The organism is Streptomyces solincola, from assembly GCF_002982015.1.
In the GTDB taxonomy this organism is placed as follows: domain Bacteria; phylum Actinomycetota; class Actinomycetes; order Streptomycetales; family Streptomycetaceae; genus Streptomyces; species Streptomyces solincola.
Genome location: NZ_PVLV01000099.1, coordinates 1 through 20,408 on the forward strand (window position 1 = coordinate 1; position 20,408 = coordinate 20,408).

Annotated in this window: 21 protein-coding genes and 1 pseudogene; 12 read left to right on the forward strand and 10 right to left on the reverse strand. The window is 73.8% G+C overall.

The genetic code is table 11. The annotated features are described in order from the left end of the window. A partial coding sequence (locus tag C6N75_RS32070; RefSeq protein WP_322888035.1) for a CGNR zinc finger domain-containing protein occupies positions 1 to 165 on the forward strand: 165 nt, incomplete at its 5' end. Positions 166 to 206: 41 nt separating this feature from the next. On the opposite strand, the pseudogene sodX reads toward C6N75_RS32070, so the two are convergent. Then, positions 207 to 773, reverse strand: a pseudogene (gene sodX, locus C6N75_RS32075) (nickel-type superoxide dismutase maturation protease); the annotation flags it as partial. Between sodX and sodN the strand changes: the two are divergent. Then, the gene (gene sodN, locus C6N75_RS07675) at positions 661 to 1,056 is read left to right on the forward strand and encodes a superoxide dismutase, Ni (protein ID WP_105868096.1); all 396 of its coding nucleotides are present in this window, start codon (positions 661 to 663) and stop codon (positions 1,054 to 1,056) included. The pseudogene sodX and the gene sodN overlap by 113 nt on opposite strands. 231 nt (positions 1,057 to 1,287) lie before the next feature. Then, entirely contained in the window at positions 1,288 to 2,106 is an 819-nt protein-coding gene (locus C6N75_RS07680; protein WP_105868097.1) for a hypothetical protein, read from the forward strand. A gap of 15 nt (positions 2,107 to 2,121) precedes the next feature. On the opposite strand, the gene C6N75_RS07685 is transcribed toward C6N75_RS07680, so the two are convergent. Continuing rightward, positions 2,122 to 3,072: a LysR family transcriptional regulator gene (locus tag C6N75_RS07685; protein WP_105868098.1), complete on the reverse strand. Its 951-nt coding sequence runs from the start codon at positions 3,070 to 3,072 to the stop codon at positions 2,122 to 2,124. A gap of 179 nt (positions 3,073 to 3,251) precedes the next feature. On the opposite strand from C6N75_RS07685, the gene snpA reads away from it, so the two are divergent. Then, entirely contained in the window at positions 3,252 to 3,905 is a 654-nt protein-coding gene (gene snpA / locus C6N75_RS07690) for a snapalysin (protein ID WP_105868099.1), read from the forward strand. A gap of 112 nt (positions 3,906 to 4,017) precedes the next feature. Here snpA and C6N75_RS07695 read toward each other — a convergent pair whose 3' ends face one another. The 4 genes from C6N75_RS07695 to C6N75_RS07710 form a co-directional block, all read right to left on the reverse strand. Then, entirely contained in the window at positions 4,018 to 4,479 is a 462-nt protein-coding gene (locus C6N75_RS07695) for a DUF6304 family protein (protein WP_105868100.1), read from the reverse strand. Between the two features lie 175 nt (positions 4,480 to 4,654). Then, positions 4,655 to 5,239, reverse strand: a complete 585-nt coding sequence (locus C6N75_RS07700; protein ID WP_105868101.1) for a dihydrofolate reductase family protein — start codon at positions 5,237 to 5,239, stop codon at positions 4,655 to 4,657. Between the two features lie 102 nt (positions 5,240 to 5,341). After that, a complete protein-coding gene (locus C6N75_RS07705; RefSeq protein ID WP_105868144.1) occupies positions 5,342 to 6,397 on the reverse strand; it encodes a family 2 encapsulin nanocompartment cargo protein polyprenyl transferase in 1,056 nt (351 codons plus the stop codon). Positions 6,398 to 6,486: 89 nt separating this feature from the next. After that, entirely contained in the window at positions 6,487 to 7,923 is a 1,437-nt protein-coding gene (locus C6N75_RS07710; RefSeq protein WP_105868102.1) for a family 2B encapsulin nanocompartment shell protein, read from the reverse strand. A 438-nt stretch (positions 7,924 to 8,361) separates the two neighbouring features. On the opposite strand from C6N75_RS07710, the gene C6N75_RS07715 reads away from it, so the two are divergent. Together C6N75_RS07715 and C6N75_RS07720 are read left to right on the forward strand one after the other, a co-directional pair. Further along, positions 8,362 to 8,952, forward strand: coding sequence for an N-acetylmuramoyl-L-alanine amidase (locus C6N75_RS07715; protein ID WP_181160391.1), 591 nt, complete (start codon positions 8,362 to 8,364; stop codon positions 8,950 to 8,952). Positions 8,953 to 8,990: 38 nt separating this feature from the next. Next, positions 8,991 to 9,950 (forward strand): 1-aminocyclopropane-1-carboxylate deaminase/D-cysteine desulfhydrase, encoded by a 960-nt coding sequence (locus C6N75_RS07720; protein ID WP_105868104.1) that lies wholly within the window; start codon positions 8,991 to 8,993, stop codon positions 9,948 to 9,950. Here C6N75_RS07720 and C6N75_RS07725 read toward each other — a convergent pair. Continuing rightward, a complete protein-coding gene (locus tag C6N75_RS07725; RefSeq protein WP_105868105.1) occupies positions 9,923 to 11,524 on the reverse strand; it encodes a Na+/H+ antiporter in 1,602 nt (533 codons plus the stop codon). The genes C6N75_RS07720 and C6N75_RS07725 overlap by 28 nt on opposite strands. A gap of 69 nt (positions 11,525 to 11,593) precedes the next feature. Between C6N75_RS07725 and C6N75_RS07730 the strand changes: the two genes are divergently transcribed. The 3 genes from C6N75_RS07730 to C6N75_RS07740 all read left to right on the forward strand — a co-directional run bounded on the left by C6N75_RS07730 (position 11,594) and on the right by C6N75_RS07740 (position 13,632). Next, entirely contained in the window at positions 11,594 to 11,854 is a 261-nt protein-coding gene (locus tag C6N75_RS07730; protein WP_105868106.1) for a UBP-type zinc finger domain-containing protein, read from the forward strand. A gap of 315 nt (positions 11,855 to 12,169) precedes the next feature. Next, positions 12,170 to 12,583 (forward strand): ATP-binding protein, encoded by a 414-nt coding sequence (locus C6N75_RS07735; protein WP_105868145.1) that lies wholly within the window; start codon positions 12,170 to 12,172, stop codon positions 12,581 to 12,583. Then, positions 12,580 to 13,632, forward strand: coding sequence for an RNA polymerase sigma factor SigF (locus C6N75_RS07740; RefSeq protein WP_105868107.1), 1,053 nt, complete (start codon positions 12,580 to 12,582; stop codon positions 13,630 to 13,632). The genes C6N75_RS07735 and C6N75_RS07740 overlap by 4 nt, the downstream gene beginning before the upstream one ends. A gap of 11 nt (positions 13,633 to 13,643) precedes the next feature. Here C6N75_RS07740 and C6N75_RS07745 read toward each other — a convergent pair whose 3' ends face one another. Next, positions 13,644 to 14,111, reverse strand: coding sequence for a hypothetical protein (locus tag C6N75_RS07745; protein ID WP_407703204.1), 468 nt, complete (start codon positions 14,109 to 14,111; stop codon positions 13,644 to 13,646). Positions 14,112 to 14,201: 90 nt separating this feature from the next. On the opposite strand from C6N75_RS07745, the gene C6N75_RS07750 reads away from it, so the two are divergent. Both C6N75_RS07750 and C6N75_RS07755 read left to right on the forward strand, forming a co-directional pair. Beyond that, a complete protein-coding gene (locus tag C6N75_RS07750) occupies positions 14,202 to 15,170 on the forward strand; it encodes a diacylglycerol/lipid kinase family protein (protein ID WP_105868108.1) in 969 nt (322 codons plus the stop codon). Positions 15,171 to 15,488: 318 nt separating this feature from the next. Beyond that, the gene (locus C6N75_RS07755; RefSeq protein ID WP_003953983.1) at positions 15,489 to 15,746 is read left to right on the forward strand and encodes a WhiB family transcriptional regulator; all 258 of its coding nucleotides are present in this window, start codon (positions 15,489 to 15,491) and stop codon (positions 15,744 to 15,746) included. A 177-nt stretch (positions 15,747 to 15,923) separates the two neighbouring features. Here the strand turns inward: C6N75_RS07755 and C6N75_RS07760 are convergent, their stop codons facing one another. Next, on the reverse strand, positions 15,924 to 17,393 hold the full coding sequence (locus C6N75_RS07760) for a sensor histidine kinase (protein WP_105868109.1): 1,470 nt from the start codon (positions 17,391 to 17,393) through the stop codon (positions 15,924 to 15,926). Positions 17,394 to 17,946: 553 nt separating this feature from the next. Between C6N75_RS07760 and nagB the strand changes: the two genes are divergently transcribed. Further along, a complete protein-coding gene (gene nagB / locus C6N75_RS07765; RefSeq protein WP_105868110.1) occupies positions 17,947 to 18,732 on the forward strand; it encodes a glucosamine-6-phosphate deaminase in 786 nt (261 codons plus the stop codon). 84 nt (positions 18,733 to 18,816) lie between these two features. On the opposite strand, the gene C6N75_RS07770 is transcribed toward nagB, so the two are convergent. Continuing rightward, positions 18,817 to 20,406 (reverse strand): glycoside hydrolase family 3 protein, encoded by a 1,590-nt coding sequence (locus tag C6N75_RS07770; RefSeq protein ID WP_105868111.1) that lies wholly within the window; start codon positions 20,404 to 20,406, stop codon positions 18,817 to 18,819. Positions 20,407 to 20,408 lie beyond the last annotated feature (2 nt).

A 20,408-nucleotide genomic window follows, 5' to 3' on the forward strand; every position in this document is an offset into this window, starting at 1 on the left:
CCCCCCCCCCCCACCCCCCCCCGCCGCTACTGCTCGGACCGGTGCGCGACCCGGGCCAACGTCGCCGCCTACCGGGCCCGCAAGCGCCGCGAGGCCGGCGGGCCGGAGGACACCGGCCGCACCGCCGTCGCCAGCCAGGAGGCCACCGCGCCGATCGAGCGCTGACGCCCCGGCCGCATCCCCCGGTAGCGGGCCCGCACCCGCCCGAGGACCAGCTCCTCCGGCACGGGGCCGAAGGCGCGGCTGTCGGTGCCGTCGGCGGCCTCGCTGTCGCCCAGCACCCACCAGCCGCCGGGCCGCCAGTCCGCCAGCCGCTTCACGATCAGCAGGTCCTGCTGGAGCGGGTGGCGCAGCACCGCCACGTCCCCGGCGCGCAGCGGCGCCCCGTAGTGCACCAGCAGTCTGTCGCCGTGCAGCAGGGTGGGCACCATCGAGGGCCCCGCCACCTCGGCCAGCCCGAACACCGGGCCCCCGCCGCCCCCGCGCCGCCCGCTCATCGGCCCCGCTCCCTCACGTCCTGTTCCGCGCCTCGGATCATCCTCCACCGGTCCCATCCTCACCCTGGACTTTTGTCGTAAGCGCGCGGGGGCACCCGAGAAAAGCGCCGCCTCAGGGAGTAATGTCCCACCTGAGAAGACGATCACGAGGAAGGACGGCACCATGCTTTCCCGCCTGTTCGCCCCCACGGTGAAGGTCAGCGCGCACTGCGACCTCCCCTGCGGCGTGTACGACCCTGCCCAGGCCCGTATCGAGGCCGAGTCGGTCAAGGCCATCCAGGACAAGATGGCCGGCAACGACGACCCGCACTTCCAGGCCCGTGCCACCACCATCAAGGAGGAGCGCGCGGAGCTGGCCAAGCACCATGTCTCGGTGCTGTGGAGCGACTACTTCAAGCCGCCGCACTTCGAGAAGTACCCGGAGCTGCACCAGCTCGTCAACGACACCCTCAAGGCCCTCTCGGCCGCCAAGGGCTCGAAGGACCCGGCCACCGGCCAGAAGGCGCTGGACTACATCGCCCAGGTCGACAAGATCTTCTGGGAGACCAAGCAGGGCTGACCTGCCGCGCCACCCGACCGCACGGGGCCCGTCCGACACAGGACGGGCCCCGTCGGCGTACCGGCCGCGCACCGGCCGTGCGCCGGGGAGGGCCGGGGATGATCACCCGTCGTGGATCAGTCCTCGCGGCGGAAGGCCGCCGTCCACAGAAACCCGCGCCGCGCGGCCACCGGCCGTCCAGGGGGCGGGCGTTGGCGCATGCGCAGCGTGTCCGGAGGGTAACGTCGAGCCATGTCGACACCTCCGCCGCCCTATCCGCCCGGCCCCCACCAGCCCGGCGTGCCCGCGCCGCACAACCCCTACACGCAGCCCCTCGGGCAGGTGCCCGGCCGGCCCGGACCGGACGGCGGCCACCCGCCGATACCGCCGGGCGCGCCCGGGGCCCCGCCGCCCGGCGGCCGCCGCGCCCCCGGGTGGCTGTGGGGCGCGGGCGGCGCGGTGGTGGCGTCCGCGGTGTGGGCGGCGGCGCTGTTCGGCTTCGGGGTGCTGGGCGGTCCCAGACCGGAGTTCGGCGGGCACCGCTTCGCCTCGGACCTGTGCGGGACGCTGCCCTTCGACGGCTTCGAGGAGCGCTACGACTTCCAGGACCTGGAGGACGACGACGGGTTCGACTCCCGGCAGAAGGGCATCGACCAGAGCTCGTGCAGCCGCGGCATCAACGACAGGGACGCGGAGGACAAGGAGTTCGCCGACGGCTATGTCTCCGCGTACGCGAACTGGCACAAGGGCTCCGACCCGGCGGGCGAGTTCGCCTCGCTTCAGGCCGCCTCCGAGGACCGGTCGGACGGCGACCGCACCTACGAGACGGAGCCGGTGCGCGGCCTCGGCGACGAGGCGTATGTGACGACGTCGACGCAGAAGGACACCGCCACCGGCGACAAGGAGCTGGACAGCATGTCCCTGGCGGTCCGGGACGGCTGGTTCACCCTGGAGCTGTCCTGGAGCTGGTACGGCTCCGACGACGACGGCGAAGTGCCTTCCCGCGGCGAGCTGCGGGAGCTGCTGGAGCAGGAGACGCGCACGGCCCTGGCGGCCCTGCGCGAGCGGTGAGCGGGTCCGCTCCTCTCAGGCGGCCTTGATCAGCGGGCTGCCGTGGCAGCGCAGCCACTGCCGGTAGGCGCGGGCGCGCAGGGCCGCCTCCCGGTAGGCGGCGACGAGTTCGGCGTGGACGGCCGGGCCGGCGGGGAAGCCGGGTCTTCCGTACAGCAGCAGCCGTACGCCCAGCGGGTCGCCGAGTAACGGGCGGATCGCCATGTCGTCGCGCGGGCCGGAGGTGGGCTGGCAGGGGGCGACGGCCTCGCCGGCGACGATCAGCGAGGTCGCGGTGTGGTAGTCGGCGTGCAGGATGGGCGGGTCGATGCCGGCCTCGTCCAGCACCCGGCGCAGCCCGTCCCACTCGCCGTCCACGGTGGGGTCGACCATCCAGCGGTCGCCCGCGAGGTCGGCGAGGTCCACGACCGGCGAGGACGCGGCCGGGTGGTCCAGCGCCATGGACACGAACTGCGGCTCGCGTTCGACCAGCACGTGCCGCTCCAGGCCCTCCGGCACCCGCAGCGGGCAGCCCTCCACCTCGTGCACGAAGGCCACGTCGAGCTGGCCGGCGGCCAGCGCCCGCAGCAGGGCGTTGGCGGAGACGTCCATGTGCAGGGTGATGTCGGTGCCGGGCAGCCGTTGCCGCAGCTTGCGCAGCCAGCTCGCCAGCGCGCGGCTGGCGGTGGAGCCGACCCGCAGCAGCGCCCCGTCCGGGCAGGCGGCCGCCGCCCGGGTCTCGATGACCAGCGCGGCCATCTGCGCGACCAGCGGGCGGGCCCGGCTGAGGACGGCCAGCCCCAGCGGGGTGGGCCGGCAGCCGCCCCGGGCGCGGGCGAACAGCTCGGCGCCCAGCGCGTGCTCGATGCGCCGGAGCTGCGTCGTCAGCGACGGCTGGCTGACGCCGAGCTGCCGGGCCGCCTTGTGCAGGCTGCCGGTGTCCGCGATGGCGCACAGCGCCCGAAGGTGCCTCACCTCCAGTTCCATGCCCGCAGAGTAGGGCTGGCACCGCGCGCCACACCAGACACGGCAAGGGAGTCGGGAGCGGTGATACGCCGGGGTTATCACCCGTTGGCATCATCCGTGGGGGGCCAGGTTTCCCCGAGACTCATGGCTGACCGGACGGCCTACCCAACCGTTCCGGCATTCCCCCCAAGGAGCCCCCCATGAAGCACACCAAGGCCGGGCTGGCCGCCGCCCTGGGCCTCGTCGCCGCGATCGCCGCCGTGCCGTCGGCCGCCGTCGCCGCACCCGCACCTGCCGCGCCCACCGCCGCGTTCGCCGCCTACAACGGCTCGGGCGAGGAGGCGAAGGCGAACAAGGCGTTCTTCGACGCGGTGATGAAGTCGGTCGCCGAGAAGCGGGCCGCCAACCCGGCCGCGCTGGCCGTCACCGTGCGCTACTCGACCGCCAACGCCCCGAGCTTCCGCAGCCAGATAGCCAACTCCACCAGGATCTGGAACAGCTCGGTCACCAACGTGCAGCTCCAGGAGTCCAGCTCCAGCCCGGACTTCCGCTACTACGAGGGCAACGACTCGCGCGGCTCGTACGCGTCCACCGACGGGCACGGCCGGGGCTACATCTTCCTGGACTACCGGCAGAACCAGCAGTACAACTCCAACCGGGTCACCGCGCACGAGACCGGCCACGTGCTGGGCCTGCCGGACACCTACTCCGGCCCGTGCAGCCAGCTCATGTCCGGCGGCGGCCCCGGCCCGTCCTGCACCAACGCCGTCCCGGACTCGCGCGAGCGCTCCCGGGTCAACCAGCTCTGGGCGAACGGCCTGGCGTCCGCCGCCAAGGCCGCCAAGGTCGGCTGACCCGCACCTCGGCGGGCGGCCGGCCGGCGGCCGGCTGACCGCCCGTGACACACCGGAGCACCGGAGCCCCTCGCGGCCCGGTGCTCCGGTGCGTGCGCTCCCTGCAACCGGGTCAGACGGACGCGGCCGCCGGTGCGCCGGCCCGCTCGAAGCGCGTGCCAGGCGGCAGTTGACGGCGGACGCGGTCCAGGGCCTGCTCGAAGTCGCCGCCGGCCAGGCCGGACTCGTAGGCCGCGCCGCCCCAGTGCAGGGTCAACTGGAGGTCCACCCGCTCGGGAGTGCCGTCGGACGCCGGCTCGCCCAGCGCCAGCAGGCAGCACAGGGTGGCGGGCTGGACCGAGCCGTCGGCGAGCGCCACCGGCAGCGGCAGGTCCCACTCCAGTACGCAGTCGGCCAGCGGCAGTCCGCCGTCCGCCTCGGCCGCGGTGAGCGCGTCGAGCCTCGTGCCCGCGTATTCCACGCCCCTGACCCGGACGGCGGTGCGCCGCCCGCTCTCCGCCGTGACCGCGACCGCTTCCGCGCCGCGGCGGTCCCGGTACCAGCCGGTCCGGACTTCCGTCGACTCCGATGACATGGCGCGGACTGTAGCGGTACGGCGGGCCCCGGTGCGCGGGCGGTGGTCCCGGCCGCCGGACTTCAGCCGTTCTCGGACCGGTTGTCCCCGGCCGGCGGTCAGCGGCTCGCGGGCGGCGGTCGGCGGCTCGCGGGCGGCGGTCGGCGGCTCGCGGGCGGCGGTCGGCGGCTCGCGGTCAGCGCTTGCGCTGGTAGGTGCGCACCATCACGCCGTTGGCGAAGGTCTTCACGTCGTCCAGCGCGAAGTCGGTGACGGAGAAGACCGCGCCGAACATCGGCATGCCGGAGCCGTACACCTGCGGGTAGGTCTTGATGACCAGTTCGTCGATCTCGTCCAGCAGCAGGCCGGCGACCTCCGCGCCGCCGCACAGCCAGACGTCCAGCGGGCCGTCCTCCGCCTTCAGTTCGCGCACCCGGCCGGGCAGGTCCTCGCGGACCAGCTCGACGTTCGGGTGCGGGGACCGGGCAAGGCTGCGCGAGGCGACGATCTCGCGCAGGTGCCCGTACGGGCTGGTGATCCCCAGGTCCAGCCCGACCTGGTAGCTGCCGCGGCCCTGGATGACCGTGTCGAACCGCTTCAGCGGCAGGTCCTCCAGGCCGTTCATCGCCCGGTAGGCCGACGGCAGGGTGTCCGGGTACTCGGCGGTCAGCCAGTCGAGGTAGTCACCGGTCGTGAACGCCTGCATCGAGGTGGCGTCGCCGCCGACGTCCCCGATGAAGCCGTCCAGCGAACAGGCGATGAGGTAGACGAGCTTGCGCACGAGGGGGCCTCCGGGCCGTGGGTCCGAGCCACCTCGGCGCCGTCGCCTCGGTGACACTGGGTCAACGACCCTACTGGACGGGTGAGACCGCCGCGGACGGGTTCAGCGGGTGCGGCGGGTGACGTACTCGGCGAGCGCCAGCAGGTCGCCCGCGGCGGTGAGGTCCGGCACCGCCCGGGAGAGCTGGTGGACGGCGAGCGCCATCCGGTCGGCCGCCTCCGCCTGCGCCCAGTCCCGGCCGCCGGCCCGTTCGACCGCGTCGGCCGCCCGCCGCACGCCGTCCGGGCCGAGCGAGGGCCGGGCGTACAGCTCGGCCAGCTCCCGTCCGGCCGGCGTCCCCGAGCGCAGCGCGGCGACCACCGGCAGGGACTTCTTGTGCGCGGCCAGGTCCGCGCCGGCGGGCTTGCCGGTGCGGGCCGGGTCGCCCCAGATGCCGATCAGGTCGTCGATGAGCTGGAAGGCGAGCCCGGCCTCCCGCCCGAAGGCGTCCAGCGCGGCGACGTCGTCGGGGCCGGCGCCGGCGAACAGCGCGCCGACGGCGCAGGAGCAGCCGAGCAGCGCGCCGGTCTTGGCGGTCGCCATGGCCAGGCACTCGTCCAGGGTGACCTCGTCGGGGGCGCGGTCCTCGAAGGCGCAGTCGTCCTGCTGGCCGGCGCACAGCTCGATGACGCAGTCGGCGAGGCGGCCGGAGGCGGCGGGCGCGGCCGGGTGCGGGCCCTCGGCGAGCATCCGCAGCGCCAGCGCCAGCATGGCGTCGCCGGCGATCAGCGCGTCCGGTATGCCGAACACCGCCCAGGCGGTTGCCCGGCCGCGCCGGGTGGCGTCCTGGTCCACGATGTCGTCGTGCAGCAGCGTGAAGTTGTGCGCCAGCTCCACGGCGGCGGCCGCGCGCACGGCGGCGCGCGGGTCCCCGCCGAGGGCCCGGGCGGCGGCGAGCACCAGGGCGGGCCGGATCGCCTTGCCGACGGGCGGCCCGGTCTCCGGGCTCCCGTCGGGCTGGGTCCAGCCCAGGTGGTAGAGCGCGATCCGCCGCACCGGCGGGGGCAGCGTCTCCACGACGGCCCGCAGTTCGGGGCCCACCGCGCCGCGGGTGCGGTCCAGGAGCCCGGCGGCTCCCCGCCCGTCGTCCCCGGTCACGGCGTCCGCCGGGGTGGTCATGGTCACGGTCTTCTCCTCAGCGGTACGGGAGGGGGCGGCCCGGTCCGGCGGGCGGGGCGCCGGCTGTGCGCCCCGCCGCGGTCCGGCGCTCAGCGCCAGCGGCTGACCTCGACGTTCTCCAGGACGCCCAGGGCGTCCGGGACCAGGACGGCGGCCGAGTAGTAGGCGGTGACCAGGTAGGAGATGATCGCCTGCTCGTCGATGCCCATGAAGCGGACGGACAGGCTGGGTTCGATCTCGTCGGGGATGCCGGTCTGGTGCAGCCCGACGACGCCCTGCTCGTCCTCGCCGGTGCGCAGGCACAGGATGGAGGTGGTGCGGGCGTCGGAGACCGGGATCTTGTTGCACGGGAAGATCGGCACCCCGCGCCAGGTCGGGATGCGGTGCCCGCCGACGTCGACGGACTCGGGCACCAGGCCGCGCCGGTTGCACTCGCGGCCGAAGGCGGCGATGGCCTTGGGGTGGGCGAGGAACATCTTGTTGCCGCGCCGCCGGGAGAGCAGTTCGTCCATGTCGTCCGGGCTGGGCGCCCCGTCGTGCGGCTGGAGCCGCTGCCCGTAGTCGCAGTTGGCGAGCAGCCCGAACTGCGGGTTGTTGATCAGCTCGTGCTCCTGGCGCTCGCGCAGCGCCTCGACGGTGAGCCTGAGCTGCTGCTCGGTCTGGTTCATCGGGTGGTTGTAGAGGTCGGCGACCCGGCTGTGCACCTTCAGGACGGTCTGCGCGACGCTCAGTTCGTACTCGCGCGGGGCGGCCTCGTAGTCCACGTAGGTGTTCGGGATGACCGCCTCGCCGACATGGCCGGCGGACAGGTCGATGGCCTTCTCGCCGTGGCTGTTGGTGCGCTGGTGCGGGAGGGCGCTCTGCTGCTCCAGGTGGCCGGCCAGGGACGCCGCCCGCTCGGCGAGGTTGCGCACGTCGGCGTGGGTGAGCTCCAGGACGGTGCACCGGGTGGCGGCCCGCACGGTCGCCTCCCAGGTGCCGTCCGCGCTGGTCAGCGCCGTGTCGCCGAAGTAGGCGCCGTCGGCGAGGACGCCGAGCACCGCCTCGTCCCCGTACGGTCCGGTCCCGATCCGCTCGACCCGGCCGTGCGCCAGCAGGTACACCCGGTCGACGCTCTCGCCCTCCCGGGCGATGACGTCGCCGGGCGCGAACTCCTGCTGCGTGCAGCGCTGCGCCAGCTCGTCGAGCGCCGCCTGGTCCTCGTAGCCGCGCAGCGCGGGCAGTTCGCGCAGCTCGGCCGGGATGACCGCGACCCGGTCTCCGGTCTGCACGAAGGTGACCCGCCCGTCGCCGACCGCGTAGCTGAGCCGCCGGTTCACCCGGTACGCGCCGCCTTGGACCTGCACCCAGGGGAGCATCTTGAGCAGCCAGCGGGAGGTGATCTCCTGCATCTGCGGCACGGACTTGGTGGTGGTCGCCAGGTTCCTGGCCGCGGCGGTGCCGAGACTCTGCTGTGCGGATCCCTGCCCGCCGCCGGTCTCGCCGCCGCCGACCGAACCCGTCGTATCGACCGAACCAACCGTCATGAACTGTTCCCCTCGACCCTGTCGGACCCTGCCGGTCCGCCCACTGCTTCTCTGCACGGGCCGCCGACGACCGGGAGATCACTGGGCGACCTACGGGGACGAGCCTGTCAGCGCGTCGGGTGACGGCGCCATTACACGAAGGAGTGGGAATGAAGACGTGAGCGGCGGGGCAACATGCCTGTCCCTCACCCGGCCGGCCCAGCCCGGGAACCCCTCGCGGGCGATGGCCGAAACCTTTCGCCGTCGTGGACGCTCTGCGCACGATTGGGGACGGAGGGTGTTCGAACGGGTAGGGAACCGGTACCGGCAGCACCGGTTCCGCCGCCCTCACCGCCTGCCCCCCGTCCCCGGGGCCCGACGCGGTCGAGACACGGCCGGGCGCCGTCCGTACCACCTTCCGATCCGCTCCCCCACGGTCGCTCACGTAAGGAGGCGGTCATGGCCACACCCATGTCCGCGAGTTCGTTCCTCGACGCCCTACAGGACGAGGGGCTCACCGTCGTCCAGGTCGGCTCCTGGCGCACCCACAACCGCAACCACAAGGGCCCCTGGGGGCCCGTGCACGGCGTGATGATCCACCACACCGTCACCAGGGGCTCCGCCGCCACCGTGCGGATCTGCCGGGACGGCTACGCCGGACTGCCCGGGCCGCTGTGCCACGGGGTCATCACCAAGGACGGCAGGGTCCACCTGGTCGGCTACGGCCGCGCCAACCACGCCGGGCTCGGCGACGACGACGTGCTGCGGGCCGTCATCGCCGAGACGTCCCTGCCGGCGGACAACGAGTCCAACACCGACGGCAACCGGCACTTCTACGGCTTCGAGTGCGAGAACCTCGGCGACGGCCAGGACCCCTGGCCGGAGGCGCAGTTGCTGGCCATCGAGAAGGCCGCCGCCGCGGTCTGCCGCTGGCACGGCTGGAACGAGCGGTCGGTGATCGGCCACCTGGAGTGGCAGCCCGGGAAGATCGACCCGCGCGGCTTCTCCATGAACACCATGCGCGGCCGGATCGGCCGCCGGCTGGGCTGACCGCCCGGCGCCGCGGGGCGGGGCGGGACAATGGGCGGGTGACCGACCCCGCCGCGCTCCGCCCCGCCCTGCCGTCCCCGCTGACGGAGGCCGCGGACGAGCGTTTCGCCCGGCACGGCGTACGGCTGCTGCTGAAGCGGGACGATCTGATCCACCCCGCGCTGCCCGGCAACAAGTGGCGCAAACTGGCCCCCAACCTCACCGCCGCGGCGGGGCGTCCGGTGCTCACCTTCGGCGGGGCCTACTCCAACCACCTGCGGGCGGTGGCCGCGGCCGGCCGGCTGCTGGGCTTCTCCACGACCGGCGTGGTGCGCGGCGACGAGCTGGCCGGCCGGCCGCTCAACCCGTCGCTGGCCCGGTGCGCCGCCGACGGGATGCGGCTGCTGTTCGTGGACCGCGCGACCTACCGGGCCAAGGACGATCCGGCGGTGCTGGCCGAGCTGCTCGGCCAGGCGCCGGAGGGCAGCACGGTGGTGCCCGAGGGCGGCAGCAACGCGCTCGCCGCGCGCGGCTGCGCCGAGCTGGGCCGGGAGCTGCGCGGCCGGGCCGACGTGGTCGCGGTGGCCTGCGGCACCGGCGGCACGCTGGCCGGGCTGGCCGCCGGCCTGGGGCCCGGGCAGCGGGCGCTCGGCGTACCGGTGCTGCGCGGCGGCTTCCTGGGCGGCGAGGTCCGCGCGCTCCAGCGGGCGGCGTTCGGCGGCCCGGCGGGCGTCTGGAGCCTGGACGAGCGGTTCCACCACGGCGGCTACGGGCGGACCACCCCGGCCCTGCACGCCTTCGCCGACGACTTCGCCGCCCGGCACGGCCTGCCCGTGGAACGGCTGTATGTGGCCAAAATGCTGTACGGGTTGACGGTGCTGGCGGACGAGGGCGCGTTCCCCGCCGGTTCCACCGTGGCCGCCGTGGTCACCGGGTCGCCGGGCCCCGGCGACCCGGGCGGCCCGCGCGACCCGGGCGCGGAGCCGCCGGATCAGGCCGCGCCGCCGGCCTCGCGGTAGGCGGCGGCCTCCTCCAGATCCAGCTTGCGCAGCAGGGTGCGCATCATCTCGTCGTCGATCCGCCGTGCGTCGCGCAGCTTCACGAACACCTCCCGCTCGGTCTCGATCATCTCGCCGGCCAGCCGCCGGTAGGTGTCGTCGGCGGACTCCCCGGTGATCTCGTTGACCGCGCCGAGGCGCTCCCAGACCGCGTTGCGGCGGCGCTCCAGCACCGCGCGCAGCCGGTCGGCGAGCGGCCCGGGCAGGGTGTTGCGCTCGTCGGCGAGGAGTTCGTCCAGCTTCCGCTGGGAGGCGGCGGACGCCTGGCTCTGGGCCTGCGCCTCGGCCAGCGTCTCGGCCTGCGCGTTGCGGCCGGGCAGCTTCAGCAGCCGGATCAGCGGCGGCAGGGTGAGCCCCTGCACCACCAGGGTGCCGATGACGGTGGTGAAGGTCAGGAAGAGCACCAGGTTGCGGGCCGGGAACGGCTCCCCGCCGGCGGTGACCGGGATGGAGAAGGCGATGGCCAGCGACACCACGCCGCGCATCCCGGCCCAGGAGAGCACGATGGGCGAGGTCCACGGCAGCTCGGAGCGGCGCTCGCGCAGGGTCGGGGAGAGCACCCGGATCAGGTAGGTGACGGGGAAGACCCAGATGAACCGGACGACGACCACCGCCAGGAAGACGGCCAGCGCGTACCAGGCGGCCTCGCCGACGCCGTACGCCCCCAGGCCCCGTACGACGTAGGCGAGCTGGAGTCCGATCAGCGCGAAGACGGAGGACTCCAGCACGAAGGCGACCACCTTCCACACCGCCTCCTCCTGGATGCGGGTGGCGAAGTCCACCTGCCAGGAGCGGTGGCCGAGGTAGAGGGCGACGACCACCACGGCCAGCACCCCGGAGGCGTGCACCCGCTCGGCGACGGCGTAGGCGACGAACGGGATCAGCAGCGAGAGGGTGTTCTTCAGCAGCGGGTCGCGCAGCTTCCGGCGCAGCCAGTGGATCGGCACCATCAGCACCAGGCCGACGCCGACGCCGCCGAGCGCGGCGAGGGCGAACTCGGCGATGCCGCCGGCCCAGCTCACGCCCTCGCCGACGGCGGCGGCCAGCGCCACCTTGAAGGCGGTGATCGCGGTGGCGTCGTTCACCAGCGACTCGCCCTGGAGGATGGTGGTGATCCGGTGCGGCAGTCCGAGCCGGCGGGCGATGGCGGTGGCGGCGACCGCGTCCGGCGGGGCGATCACCGCGCCGAGCACCAGGGCCGCTGTCAGCGGCAGGTCGGGCACCACCAGGTAGGCGAGGTAGCCGACGACGACGGTGGCGAACAGCACGTAGCCGACCGACAGCAGCGCCACCGGGCGGATGTTGGCCCGCAGGTCCAGGTAGGACGAGTCCAGCGCGGCCGTGTGCAGCAGCGGCGGCAGCAGCAGGGGCAGCACGATGTGCGGGTCCAGGGTGTAGTCCGGCACCCCCGGCACGTAGGAGACGGCCAGGCCGACCGCGACCAGCAGCAGCGGCGCGGGGACGGGTGTGCGGCGGGCCGCTCCGGCGATCGCGGCGCTGGCCGCGATCAGCGCGACCAGTGGCAGTACGTCCATGGGCCCCGTCCCTCTCCCCGCTCGCCGCCGCCGTGGCCTCGTCGCCGCGACCGTCGTAACCTGGCCATCATGATCGAGTGTGCGCACCTGGGGGAACTGCCGCGCCCCGAGCCGGGGCCGCTGACCGACACCTGCCCCGAGTGCCGGGCGGCCGGCACCCACCCCGTGCAGTTGCGCAAGTGCCTGGTGTGCGGGCACGTCGGCTGCTGCGACTCCTCGGCCGGGCAGCACGCCACGGCCCACTTCGAGCAGACCGGCCACCCGGTGATGCGCACCTTCGAGCCGGGCGAGGACTGGCGCTGGTGCTTCGCGGACGCTTCCCTGGTGTGAGCCGGCGCGCGGCCCGCGCCGGCACGGAAGGTGGGTGCGGCGTCACGATCCGGCACCGCCGCGGTTCGGCGGCGCGGCGCCTGGGTACGTCAACCCTCCGCCGGATTCTCGCGATTGGTGACCGCAGACCCCTAGCCACAGAGCGTACTCATATGCTTACCATGAGTGACAACGGCCGGGGCAGGGCTCTGGCGACACGGCACCACGGATCGCGATAGCGTCACGCGGGTCACGCATATCCGCGTACCGCACCGGTTCCCGGCGGGCTGTCTCCCCCGGGGCCATGAGAGAGCTTGTGCCACCTTGGAGGTGAAGGTGTCCCAGATCGCAGGCGAGCCCGGGACCCAGGACTTCGTGGAAGTCCGGCTGCCCGCTGCGGGTGCCTACCTGTCCGTGCTGCGTACGGCCACGGCCGGACTGGCGGCCCGGTTGGACTTCACCCTGGACGAGATCGAGGACTTGCGCATCGCGGTGGACGAGGCGTGCGCGATCCTGTTGCAGCAGGCCGTGCCCGGCTCGGTGCTGAGCTGCGTCTTCCGCCTCGTCGACGACGCGCTGGACGTCACCGTCTCGGCCCCGACGACCGACGGGCGGGCCCCGGAGCGCGACACGTTCGCCTGGACGGTGCTGTCCGCACTGGCCGGCAAGGTCGACTCGTCCGTCGCCGACGACCGGACGGTCTCCATCAGCCTGTACAAACAGCGCGGCGCGGGTCCCGGGCCGGCGTGAGGAACGGGGACGGTCCGGTGCGAGACGAGGAGCGCGAGGAGCGCGGCCCCCGGGCGCTGAGCTCGCCGGAGGGCATCCCGGAACAGCAGGCACGGCCGCACCCGGTGGACGGCCTCGACGACGCGCCCGCGCCGGCGCGTCCGGGGGTCGCCTCCCGGACGGACCGGCGGGGGAGGGCGGAGCCGATGAGCGAGCAGGCGGACGAGCGGAGCCGGCAGGAGCCGGCCGAGCGCGTGGCGGAGCCGGGCCGGCAGCAGCGGCGCGGCCGGGCCGACGGGCGGGCGGAGCGCCAGGCCGCCGACCGGGGCGGGGCGAAGGAGCTGTTCCTCCAGTTGCGGGATCTGCCGGACGGGTCGCCGGCCCGGGCCGAGCTGCGCAACCAGTTGGTGCGGATGCACCTGCCGCTGGTGGAGCACCTGGCCCGGCGGTTCCGCAACCGGGGCGAGCCGCTGGACGACCTGACCCAGGTCGCCACCATCGGGCTGATCAAGTCGGTGGACCGGTTCGACCCGGAGCGGGGCGTGGAGTTCTCCACGTACGCCACCCCGACGGTGGTCGGTGAGATCAAGCGGCACTTCCGGGACAAGGGCTGGGCGGTGCGGGTGCCGCGCCGGCTCCAGGAGCTGCGGCTGTCGCTGACCACGGCCACCGCGGAGCTGTCGCAGTTGCACGGCCGCTCCCCCACCGTGCACGAGCTGGCCGAGCGGCTGGGCATCTCGGAGGAGGAGGTCCTGGAGGGCCTGGAGTCGGCCAACGCCTACTCCACGCTCTCGCTGGACGTGCCGGACACCGACGACGAGTCGCCGGCGGTCGCCGACACCCTGGGCGCGGAGGACGAGGCGCTGGAGGGCGTGGAGTACCGCGAGTCGCTCAAGCCGCTGCTGGAGGGGCTGCCGCCGCGCGAGAAGCGCATCCTGCTGCTGCGGTTCTTCGGCAACATGACCCAGTCGCAGATCGCCCAGGAGGTCGGCATCTCGCAGATGCACGTCTCCCGGCTGCTCGCCCGCACCCTGGCGCAGTTGCGGGAACGGCTGCTCGTCGAGGAGTGATCCCGGCGCGCTCAGGCGCGTGGGCGGATGTTCAGCGCCCTGGTGGTGGACGGGTGAAACAGCAGCACCAGCCCGGTGACCGCCAGGGCCGCCAGCACGATCCCGGCCGGGATGGCGGTGCTGTCGGCCTGGAGCAGCGTCCAGGCCACCGGCAGCGCCATCAACTGGGTGACCACCGCCGGGCCGCGGCTCCAGCTCCGGCGGCGCAGCAGCCCGCGGGCGGCGATCAGCGGGATCACGCCGAGCGCGAGCAGGGTGACGCCGCCGGTGACCGCCTGGGTCAGCCCGTCGGGGTGCCCGGTGACGCTGGTCACCAGCAGGTAGATCCCGCCGGCGAAGAGGGCGAGCGCCTCCGCGCCGGCGATGGCCGCCGCGCCGGTCAGCCGGGCGGCGCTGCGGCCGGGGGCGGCGTCGGTCGCCTGCTCGGCGGTCGGGTCCGCGGCGGGCTGCTGGTCGGGGCTCTGCTCGGCACTGCTCACCCCTGAAGCGTATCCGCCGGGACGGCGGCACAGGCCGGGCGGGCCGGGCGGCCCTGGGATCGGTACCGCGCGGTAGGTAACCTGGCGGGCATGCGCGCGCTTCTCGTGGTCAATCCGGCAGCCACCACCACCAGTGCCCGCACCCGCGACGTGCTGATCCACGCGCTGGCCAGCGAGATGAAGCTGGAGGCGGTGTCCACCGAGCACCGGGGCCACGCCCGCGACCTGGCCCGGCGGGCCGCCGAGTCCGGGGACGTCGACCTGGTGGTGGCGCTGGGCGGCGACGGCACGGTCAACGAGGTGGTCAACGGCCTGCTGCACCACGGCCCCGACCCGGACGGCCTGCCGCACCTGGCGGTGGTGCCCGGCGGCTCCACCAACGTCTTCGCGCGCGCCCTCGGGCTGCCCAACGACCCGGTGGAGGCGACCGGGGCCATCCTGGACGCCTTGGCCGAGAAGCGGGACCGCACCGTGGGCCTGGGCCTGGCGTCCGGGACGCCGGACACCGAGGACGAGTCGGTGCCGGCCCGCTGGTTCACCTTCTGCGCCGGCCTCGGCTTCGACGCCGGGGTGATCGGCCGGGTCGAGCAGCAGCGCGAGCGCGGCCGGCGCTCCACCCACGCGCTCTACATCCGGCAGGCGATACGGCAGTTCCTGGGCGAGCCGCGCCGCAGAGCCGGCAGCATCTCGCTGGAGCGGCCCGGGCACGACCCGGTCGAGGGCCTGGCGCTGTCGATAGTCTGCAACACCTCCCCCTGGACCTACCTGGGCAACCGCCCGGTGTACGCCTCCCCCACCGCCTCCTTCGACACCGCGCTGGACGTGCTGGGGCTGGACCGGCTGTCCACCCCGACGGTGGCCCGGTACGCCACCCACCTGCTCACCTCCACCCCGGAGCGCGGGCCGCACGGCAAGCACGCGGTGGCCTTCCCGGATCTCACGGACTTCGCCTTGCATTCGAAGGCGCCTCTCCCCTTCCAGATGGACGGAGACCACCTCGGGGTGCGTACGAGCGTGACGTTCACAGGCGTTCGCCGTGCACTGCGTGTGATTGTGTGAGTAGAAGGGCCATTGGCCCTTTATCTCGAACGCATGGGCGCGCATCCACCCCATAGAAGTACGGCTGTGACCTACCCGACACCGAGGAATCAAAAAAAATCTTCCGGAAGGGGTTGTATCCGTTCCCGAGGTTTGGGAATCTCTACATGGCGATCGGGACGGCCCGCAGCACCGGCCTCCTCTGAAAGCCAGAATCCCTCCTCACACCCAGGACCTCCACGGTTCCTTCAACCGTCGGCCCTTCCCTTGTCGGGGGATTCGTGAAAGCGTTCACATTCACAAGCAACTATGCAGCAACACCAAGGAGAGGTAGCAGCCATGGACTGGCGTCACAACGCCGTATGTCGTGAGGAAGACCCCGAGCTGTTCTTCCCCATCGGCAACACCGGTCCCGCGCTGCTGCAGATCGAGGAAGCCAAGGCTGTCTGCCGTCGCTGCCCCGTCATGGAGCAGTGCCTGCAGTGGGCGCTCGAGTCCGGCCAGGACTCCGGCGTCTGGGGTGGCCTCAGCGAGGACGAGCGCCGTGCCATGAAGCGCCGCGCCGCCCGCAACCGGGCGCGTAACGCCAGCGCCTGACCGACGCCACCGCTCACGGCCCCACCGGCGGCGCGCACAGCGTGTGCGCAACACCCGCCACTTCGAGCCGCAGCACGCGGAAGTAACCAGCAGTACCCCACAGCATTCGAGCCCCGGCCGAGAAAGAGACGGCCGGGGCTCGCTGCTGCACTGGGCTGAATAGCTATACGGCTGACGCTATTTCTGCGGACTCACCGGTACGTCGAGAACGACGCGGGTGCCGCGCTCCGGAGCGGGCCGCATGTCGAAAGTGCCGCCCAACTCGCCTTCCACGAGTGTCCGTACGATCTGCAAACCGAGATTCCCGGCCTTCTGCGGATCGAATCCGGCGGGCAGGCCCCGGCCGTCGTCCTGCACGGTGATCAGCAGCCGCGCGTCCGCCGCCCGGCTGTCGCCGCGCACCGCCGACACCTCCACCGTGCCCTGCTCGCCGGGGGCGAAGGCGTGCTCCAGGGCGTTCTGGAGGATCTCGGTCAGCACCATGGACAGCGGGGTGGCGACCTCGGCATCCAGGATGCCGAAGCGGCCGGTACGCCGGCAGGCGACCTTCCCGGGGGAGATCTCGGCGACCATCGCGATCACCCGGTCCGCGATCTCGTCGAACTCCACCCGCTCGTCGAGGTTCTGCGACAGCGTCTCGTGCACGATGGCGATCGAGCCGACCCGACGCACCGCCTCGTTCAGCGCCTCCCGGCCGCGCGCGGAGTCCATCCGCCGGGACTGGAGCCGCAGCAGCGCGGCCACCGTCTGGAGGTTGTTCTTCACCCGGTGGTGGATCTCCCGGATGGTGGCGTCCTTGGTGATCAACTCACGCTCGCGCCTGCGCAGTTCCGTCACGTCCCGGAGCAGCACCAGCGAGCCGATGCGGGCGCCCTTGGGCTTGAGCGGGATGGCGCGCAACTGGATGACGCCGCCGTTGCCCTCCACCTCGGTCTCCCGGGGGGCGTAGCCGCTGGCCAGCTTGACCAGCGCCTCGTCCACCGGCCCCCGGGACGGCGCCAGCTCGGCGGTGATCTGCCCCAGGTGCTGACCGACCAGGTCGGCGGCCAGCCCGAGGCGGTGGTACGCGGAGAGGGCGTTCGGCGAGGCGTACTGCACCACCCCGTCGGCGTCCAGCCGCAGCAGCCCGTCGCCGGCGCGCGGGGAGGCGTCCATGTCGACCTGCTGCCCCGGGAAGGGGAACGTCCCGGCCGCGATCATCTGCGCCAGGTCGGAGGCGGACTGGAGATAGGTCAGCTCCAGCCGGCTGGGGGTGCGGACGGTGAGCAGGTTGGTGTTGCGGGCGATCACGCCGAGCACTCGCCCCTCCCGGCGCACCGGGATGGACTCCACCCGGACCGGGACCTCCTCCCGCCACTCCGGGTCGCCCTCGCGCACGATCCGCCCCTCGTCCAGCGCCGCGTCCAGCAGCGGCCGGCGCCCGCGCGGGACCAGGTGGCCGACCATGTCGTCCTGGTAGGAGGTGGGCCCGGTGTTGGGCCGCATCTGCGCCACCGACACGTACCGGGTCCCGTCCCGGGTGGGCACCCAGAGCACCAGGTCGGCGAAGGAGAGGTCGGAGAGCAGTTGCCACTCCGACACCAGCAGGTGCAGCCACTCCAGGTCGGAGTCGCCGAGGGCGGTGTGCTGGCGGACGAGGTCGTTCATGGAGGGCACCCGGCGAGCGTACCCGTGCCCGCACCCGTGCTTCCCGGCCACCCGCGCTTCCCCACCGCCCCGGCCGAGGCCCCAGGGGCGCGCCGGCGGCGAAGCCGACGCCGAAAAACAGCGGGCCGCGGCGCCCGGGGCGGGACCCTCAACCCGCCGGGGCACCGCAGCCCGGAGTTCCCGGCCATCGGGTGTGCGGTCCCATGGCCGTGGATGAGGTCTCGGCGCAGTCAGGGCAGAGAGCACCGGGACCCCGTCCCATCCTCCTGTGCGGGGAGGATGGAAGTCGCTGTACCGCCATTGTGGACTAGACCATTCGGCGTGTCCATCCTGCGGGCGGCGGCCCCCATCCTCCCCCACGCCCCCGGTAAACGCCAGATTCCCGCACGGCGGCGGCCAGGCGGCCCTCCGGGGCGCTTCCCCGCCCGTGTGGCAGCGCCTCCCGCCCCCTGTTCCCCTGGAAGGGAGAGGCCGGAAGAGAGGGCCATCCGAGGGAGGCGTTCTGCTAGATTGGTCTATACCACATGTCCCTCAGCTGATCGGCAGGCCCAGCGTGGAAATCGTCATCGTCCCCGACGCCCCGGCAGGCGGCGAAATCATCGCCGAGGGCATCGCCGCCCTGCTGCGCCGCAAGCCCGACGCCCTGCTCGGCGTGGCCACCGGCTCCACTCCCCTGCCGATCTACGACGCGCTGACCGCCAAGGCGAGGGCCGGCGCGGTGGACGTCTCGCGGGCGCGGATCGCGCAGCTCGACGAGTACGTGGGGCTGCCGGCCGGGCACCCGGAGTCGTACCGCTCCACCGTGCTGCGCCAGGTCGTGGAGCCGCTGGGGCTGCCCGAGACCGCCTTCATGGGCCCGGACGGCTCGGCCGACGACGTCCAGGCCGCGTGCGAGGCGTACGACCGGGCGCTGGCCGAGGCCGGCGGGGTGGACCTTCAGATCCTCGGCATCGGCACCGACGGGCACATCGGCTTCAACGAGCCGTGCTCCTCGCTGGCCTCTCGGACCCGGATCAAGACGCTCACCGAGCAGACCCGGGTGGACAACGCCCGCTTCTTCGACGGCGACATCGAGCAGGTGCCGCACCACGTGATCACCCAGGGCATCGGCACCATCCTGGAGGCCCGCCACCTGGTGCTGCTGGCCACCGGCGAGGGCAAGGCCGAGGCGGTGGCGCAGACCGTCGAGGGACCGGTCGCCGCCGTCGTCCCGGCCTCCGCGCTGCAAATGCACCCGCACGCCACCGTCGTCGTCGACGAGGCCGCCGCTTCCAAGCTGAAGCTGGCGGACTACTTCCGGCACACCTACGCCGCCAAGCCCGGGTGGCAGGGCATCTGACCCCCGCAGCACGAAGAGAGGGCCGGGTTCCCCCCACGGGAATCCGGCCCTCTCGGCTGTGTCGGCGGCTCTGTGCGCGGCCGCTCAGACGCCGCGGGCGACGACCTCCGCCGCGGCGGTGGCGCAGACCCGGGCCGCGCCGTGCGTCGCGATGTGCAGCGCGCCGCGCGGAGGCGACTGGTTGAGGCCCATCTCGACCACCACGGTGTCCGGGCGGGCGGCGAGCACGCCGTCCAGGACGGCCGTCATCCAGGGGTGGCGGTGCGCGTCGCGGACGGCGACCACGATCCGGCGGTCGCCGGCGTCGGCGAGCAGCCGCTCGGCGGGGGCCTCGGGGCCGTACGCCGCCGTGGAGCTGCCGGGGACCAGGCGGGCCAGGTCGGGGCCGAGGCCCCAGGGGGTCTCGTCGCCGACGGCGATGTTGGCCTCCGCGGCGAGCGCGGCGACGTGCAGCGGGCCGGTGGGCGCGGGCGCGGCGCCGGTGACGGCGAGCGCGCGGCGGGCCGCGACCAGGCCGACGTCGGCGCGGAACCCCGTACCGCCGTCGTCGCCGGGGGTGTCCGAGCCGGGCGCGACCCCTCCTACGGTCCGCGCCGGGGCAGTCCCGGTCGCGGAAGCCGCGCCCGGCTCGGTCTGGGGGCTCCCGGACCGGTGGGACCGGGTCCAGGAGGCGAGGGCGCGGACGCGCGCCGCGGCGTCGGCAAGCCGCTCCTCGGCCAGCTCGCCGGTGCGCACGGCCGTGACCAGGGCGTCGCGCAGGCGCAGCACGGTGTCCTCGTCGTTGAGTCCGCCCCCGACGCACAGGGCGTCGGCGCCGGCGGCGACGGCGAGCACGGAGCCGCGCTCGATGCCGTAGACGGCGGAGATGGCCTGCATCTCCATGCCGTCGGTGACGATGAGGCCCTGGTAGCCCAGTTCCTCGCGGAGCAGTCCGGTGAGGATGCGGGGGCTGAGGGTGGCCGGGCGGTCCGGGTCGAGGGCGGGCAGCAGGATGTGCGCGCTCATCACGGCCAGCGAGCCGGCTTCGATGGCCGCCCGGAACGGGGTGAGTTCGCGGGAGCGCAGGGTGTCGAGGTCGGCGTCGATGCGCGGCATCGCCAGGTGGCTGTCGACGTTGGTGTCGCCGTGGCCGGGGAAGTGCTTGGTGCAGGCGACGACGCCGGCGGCCTGCATGCCCTCGATGTAGGCGACGGTGTGCCGGGCCACCAGGGCCGGGTCGGAGCCGAAGGAGCGGACGCCGATGACCGGGTTGCCCGGGTCGGAGTTGACGTCGGCGGAGGGGGCCCAGTTGAAGTCGACGCCGCACTCGGTGAGCCGGCGCCCGAGCGCGTACGCCACCTCGCGGGTGAGGGCGGGGTCGTCGACGGCGCCCAGCGCGTGGTTGCCGGGGAAGGAGGAGCCGGTGTGCACCTCGAGGCGGGTGACGTCGCCGCTCTCCTCGTCGATGGCGACCAGGACGTCCGGGTTCTCGGCGCGCAGCTCGGCGGTGAGGGCGGCCACCTGGGCGGGGTCGGCGACGTTGCGGCCGAAGAGGCCGACGGCGGCCAGGCCCTCGCCGACGCGGCGCAGCAGCCAGTCGGGGGCGCGGGTGCCGTCGAAGCCGGGCTGGAGGACGGTGAGCGCGTCCCGGGTGAGGGTGTCGTCGGTGGTGGTGCCCTGGACGAGTGTGGTCACGG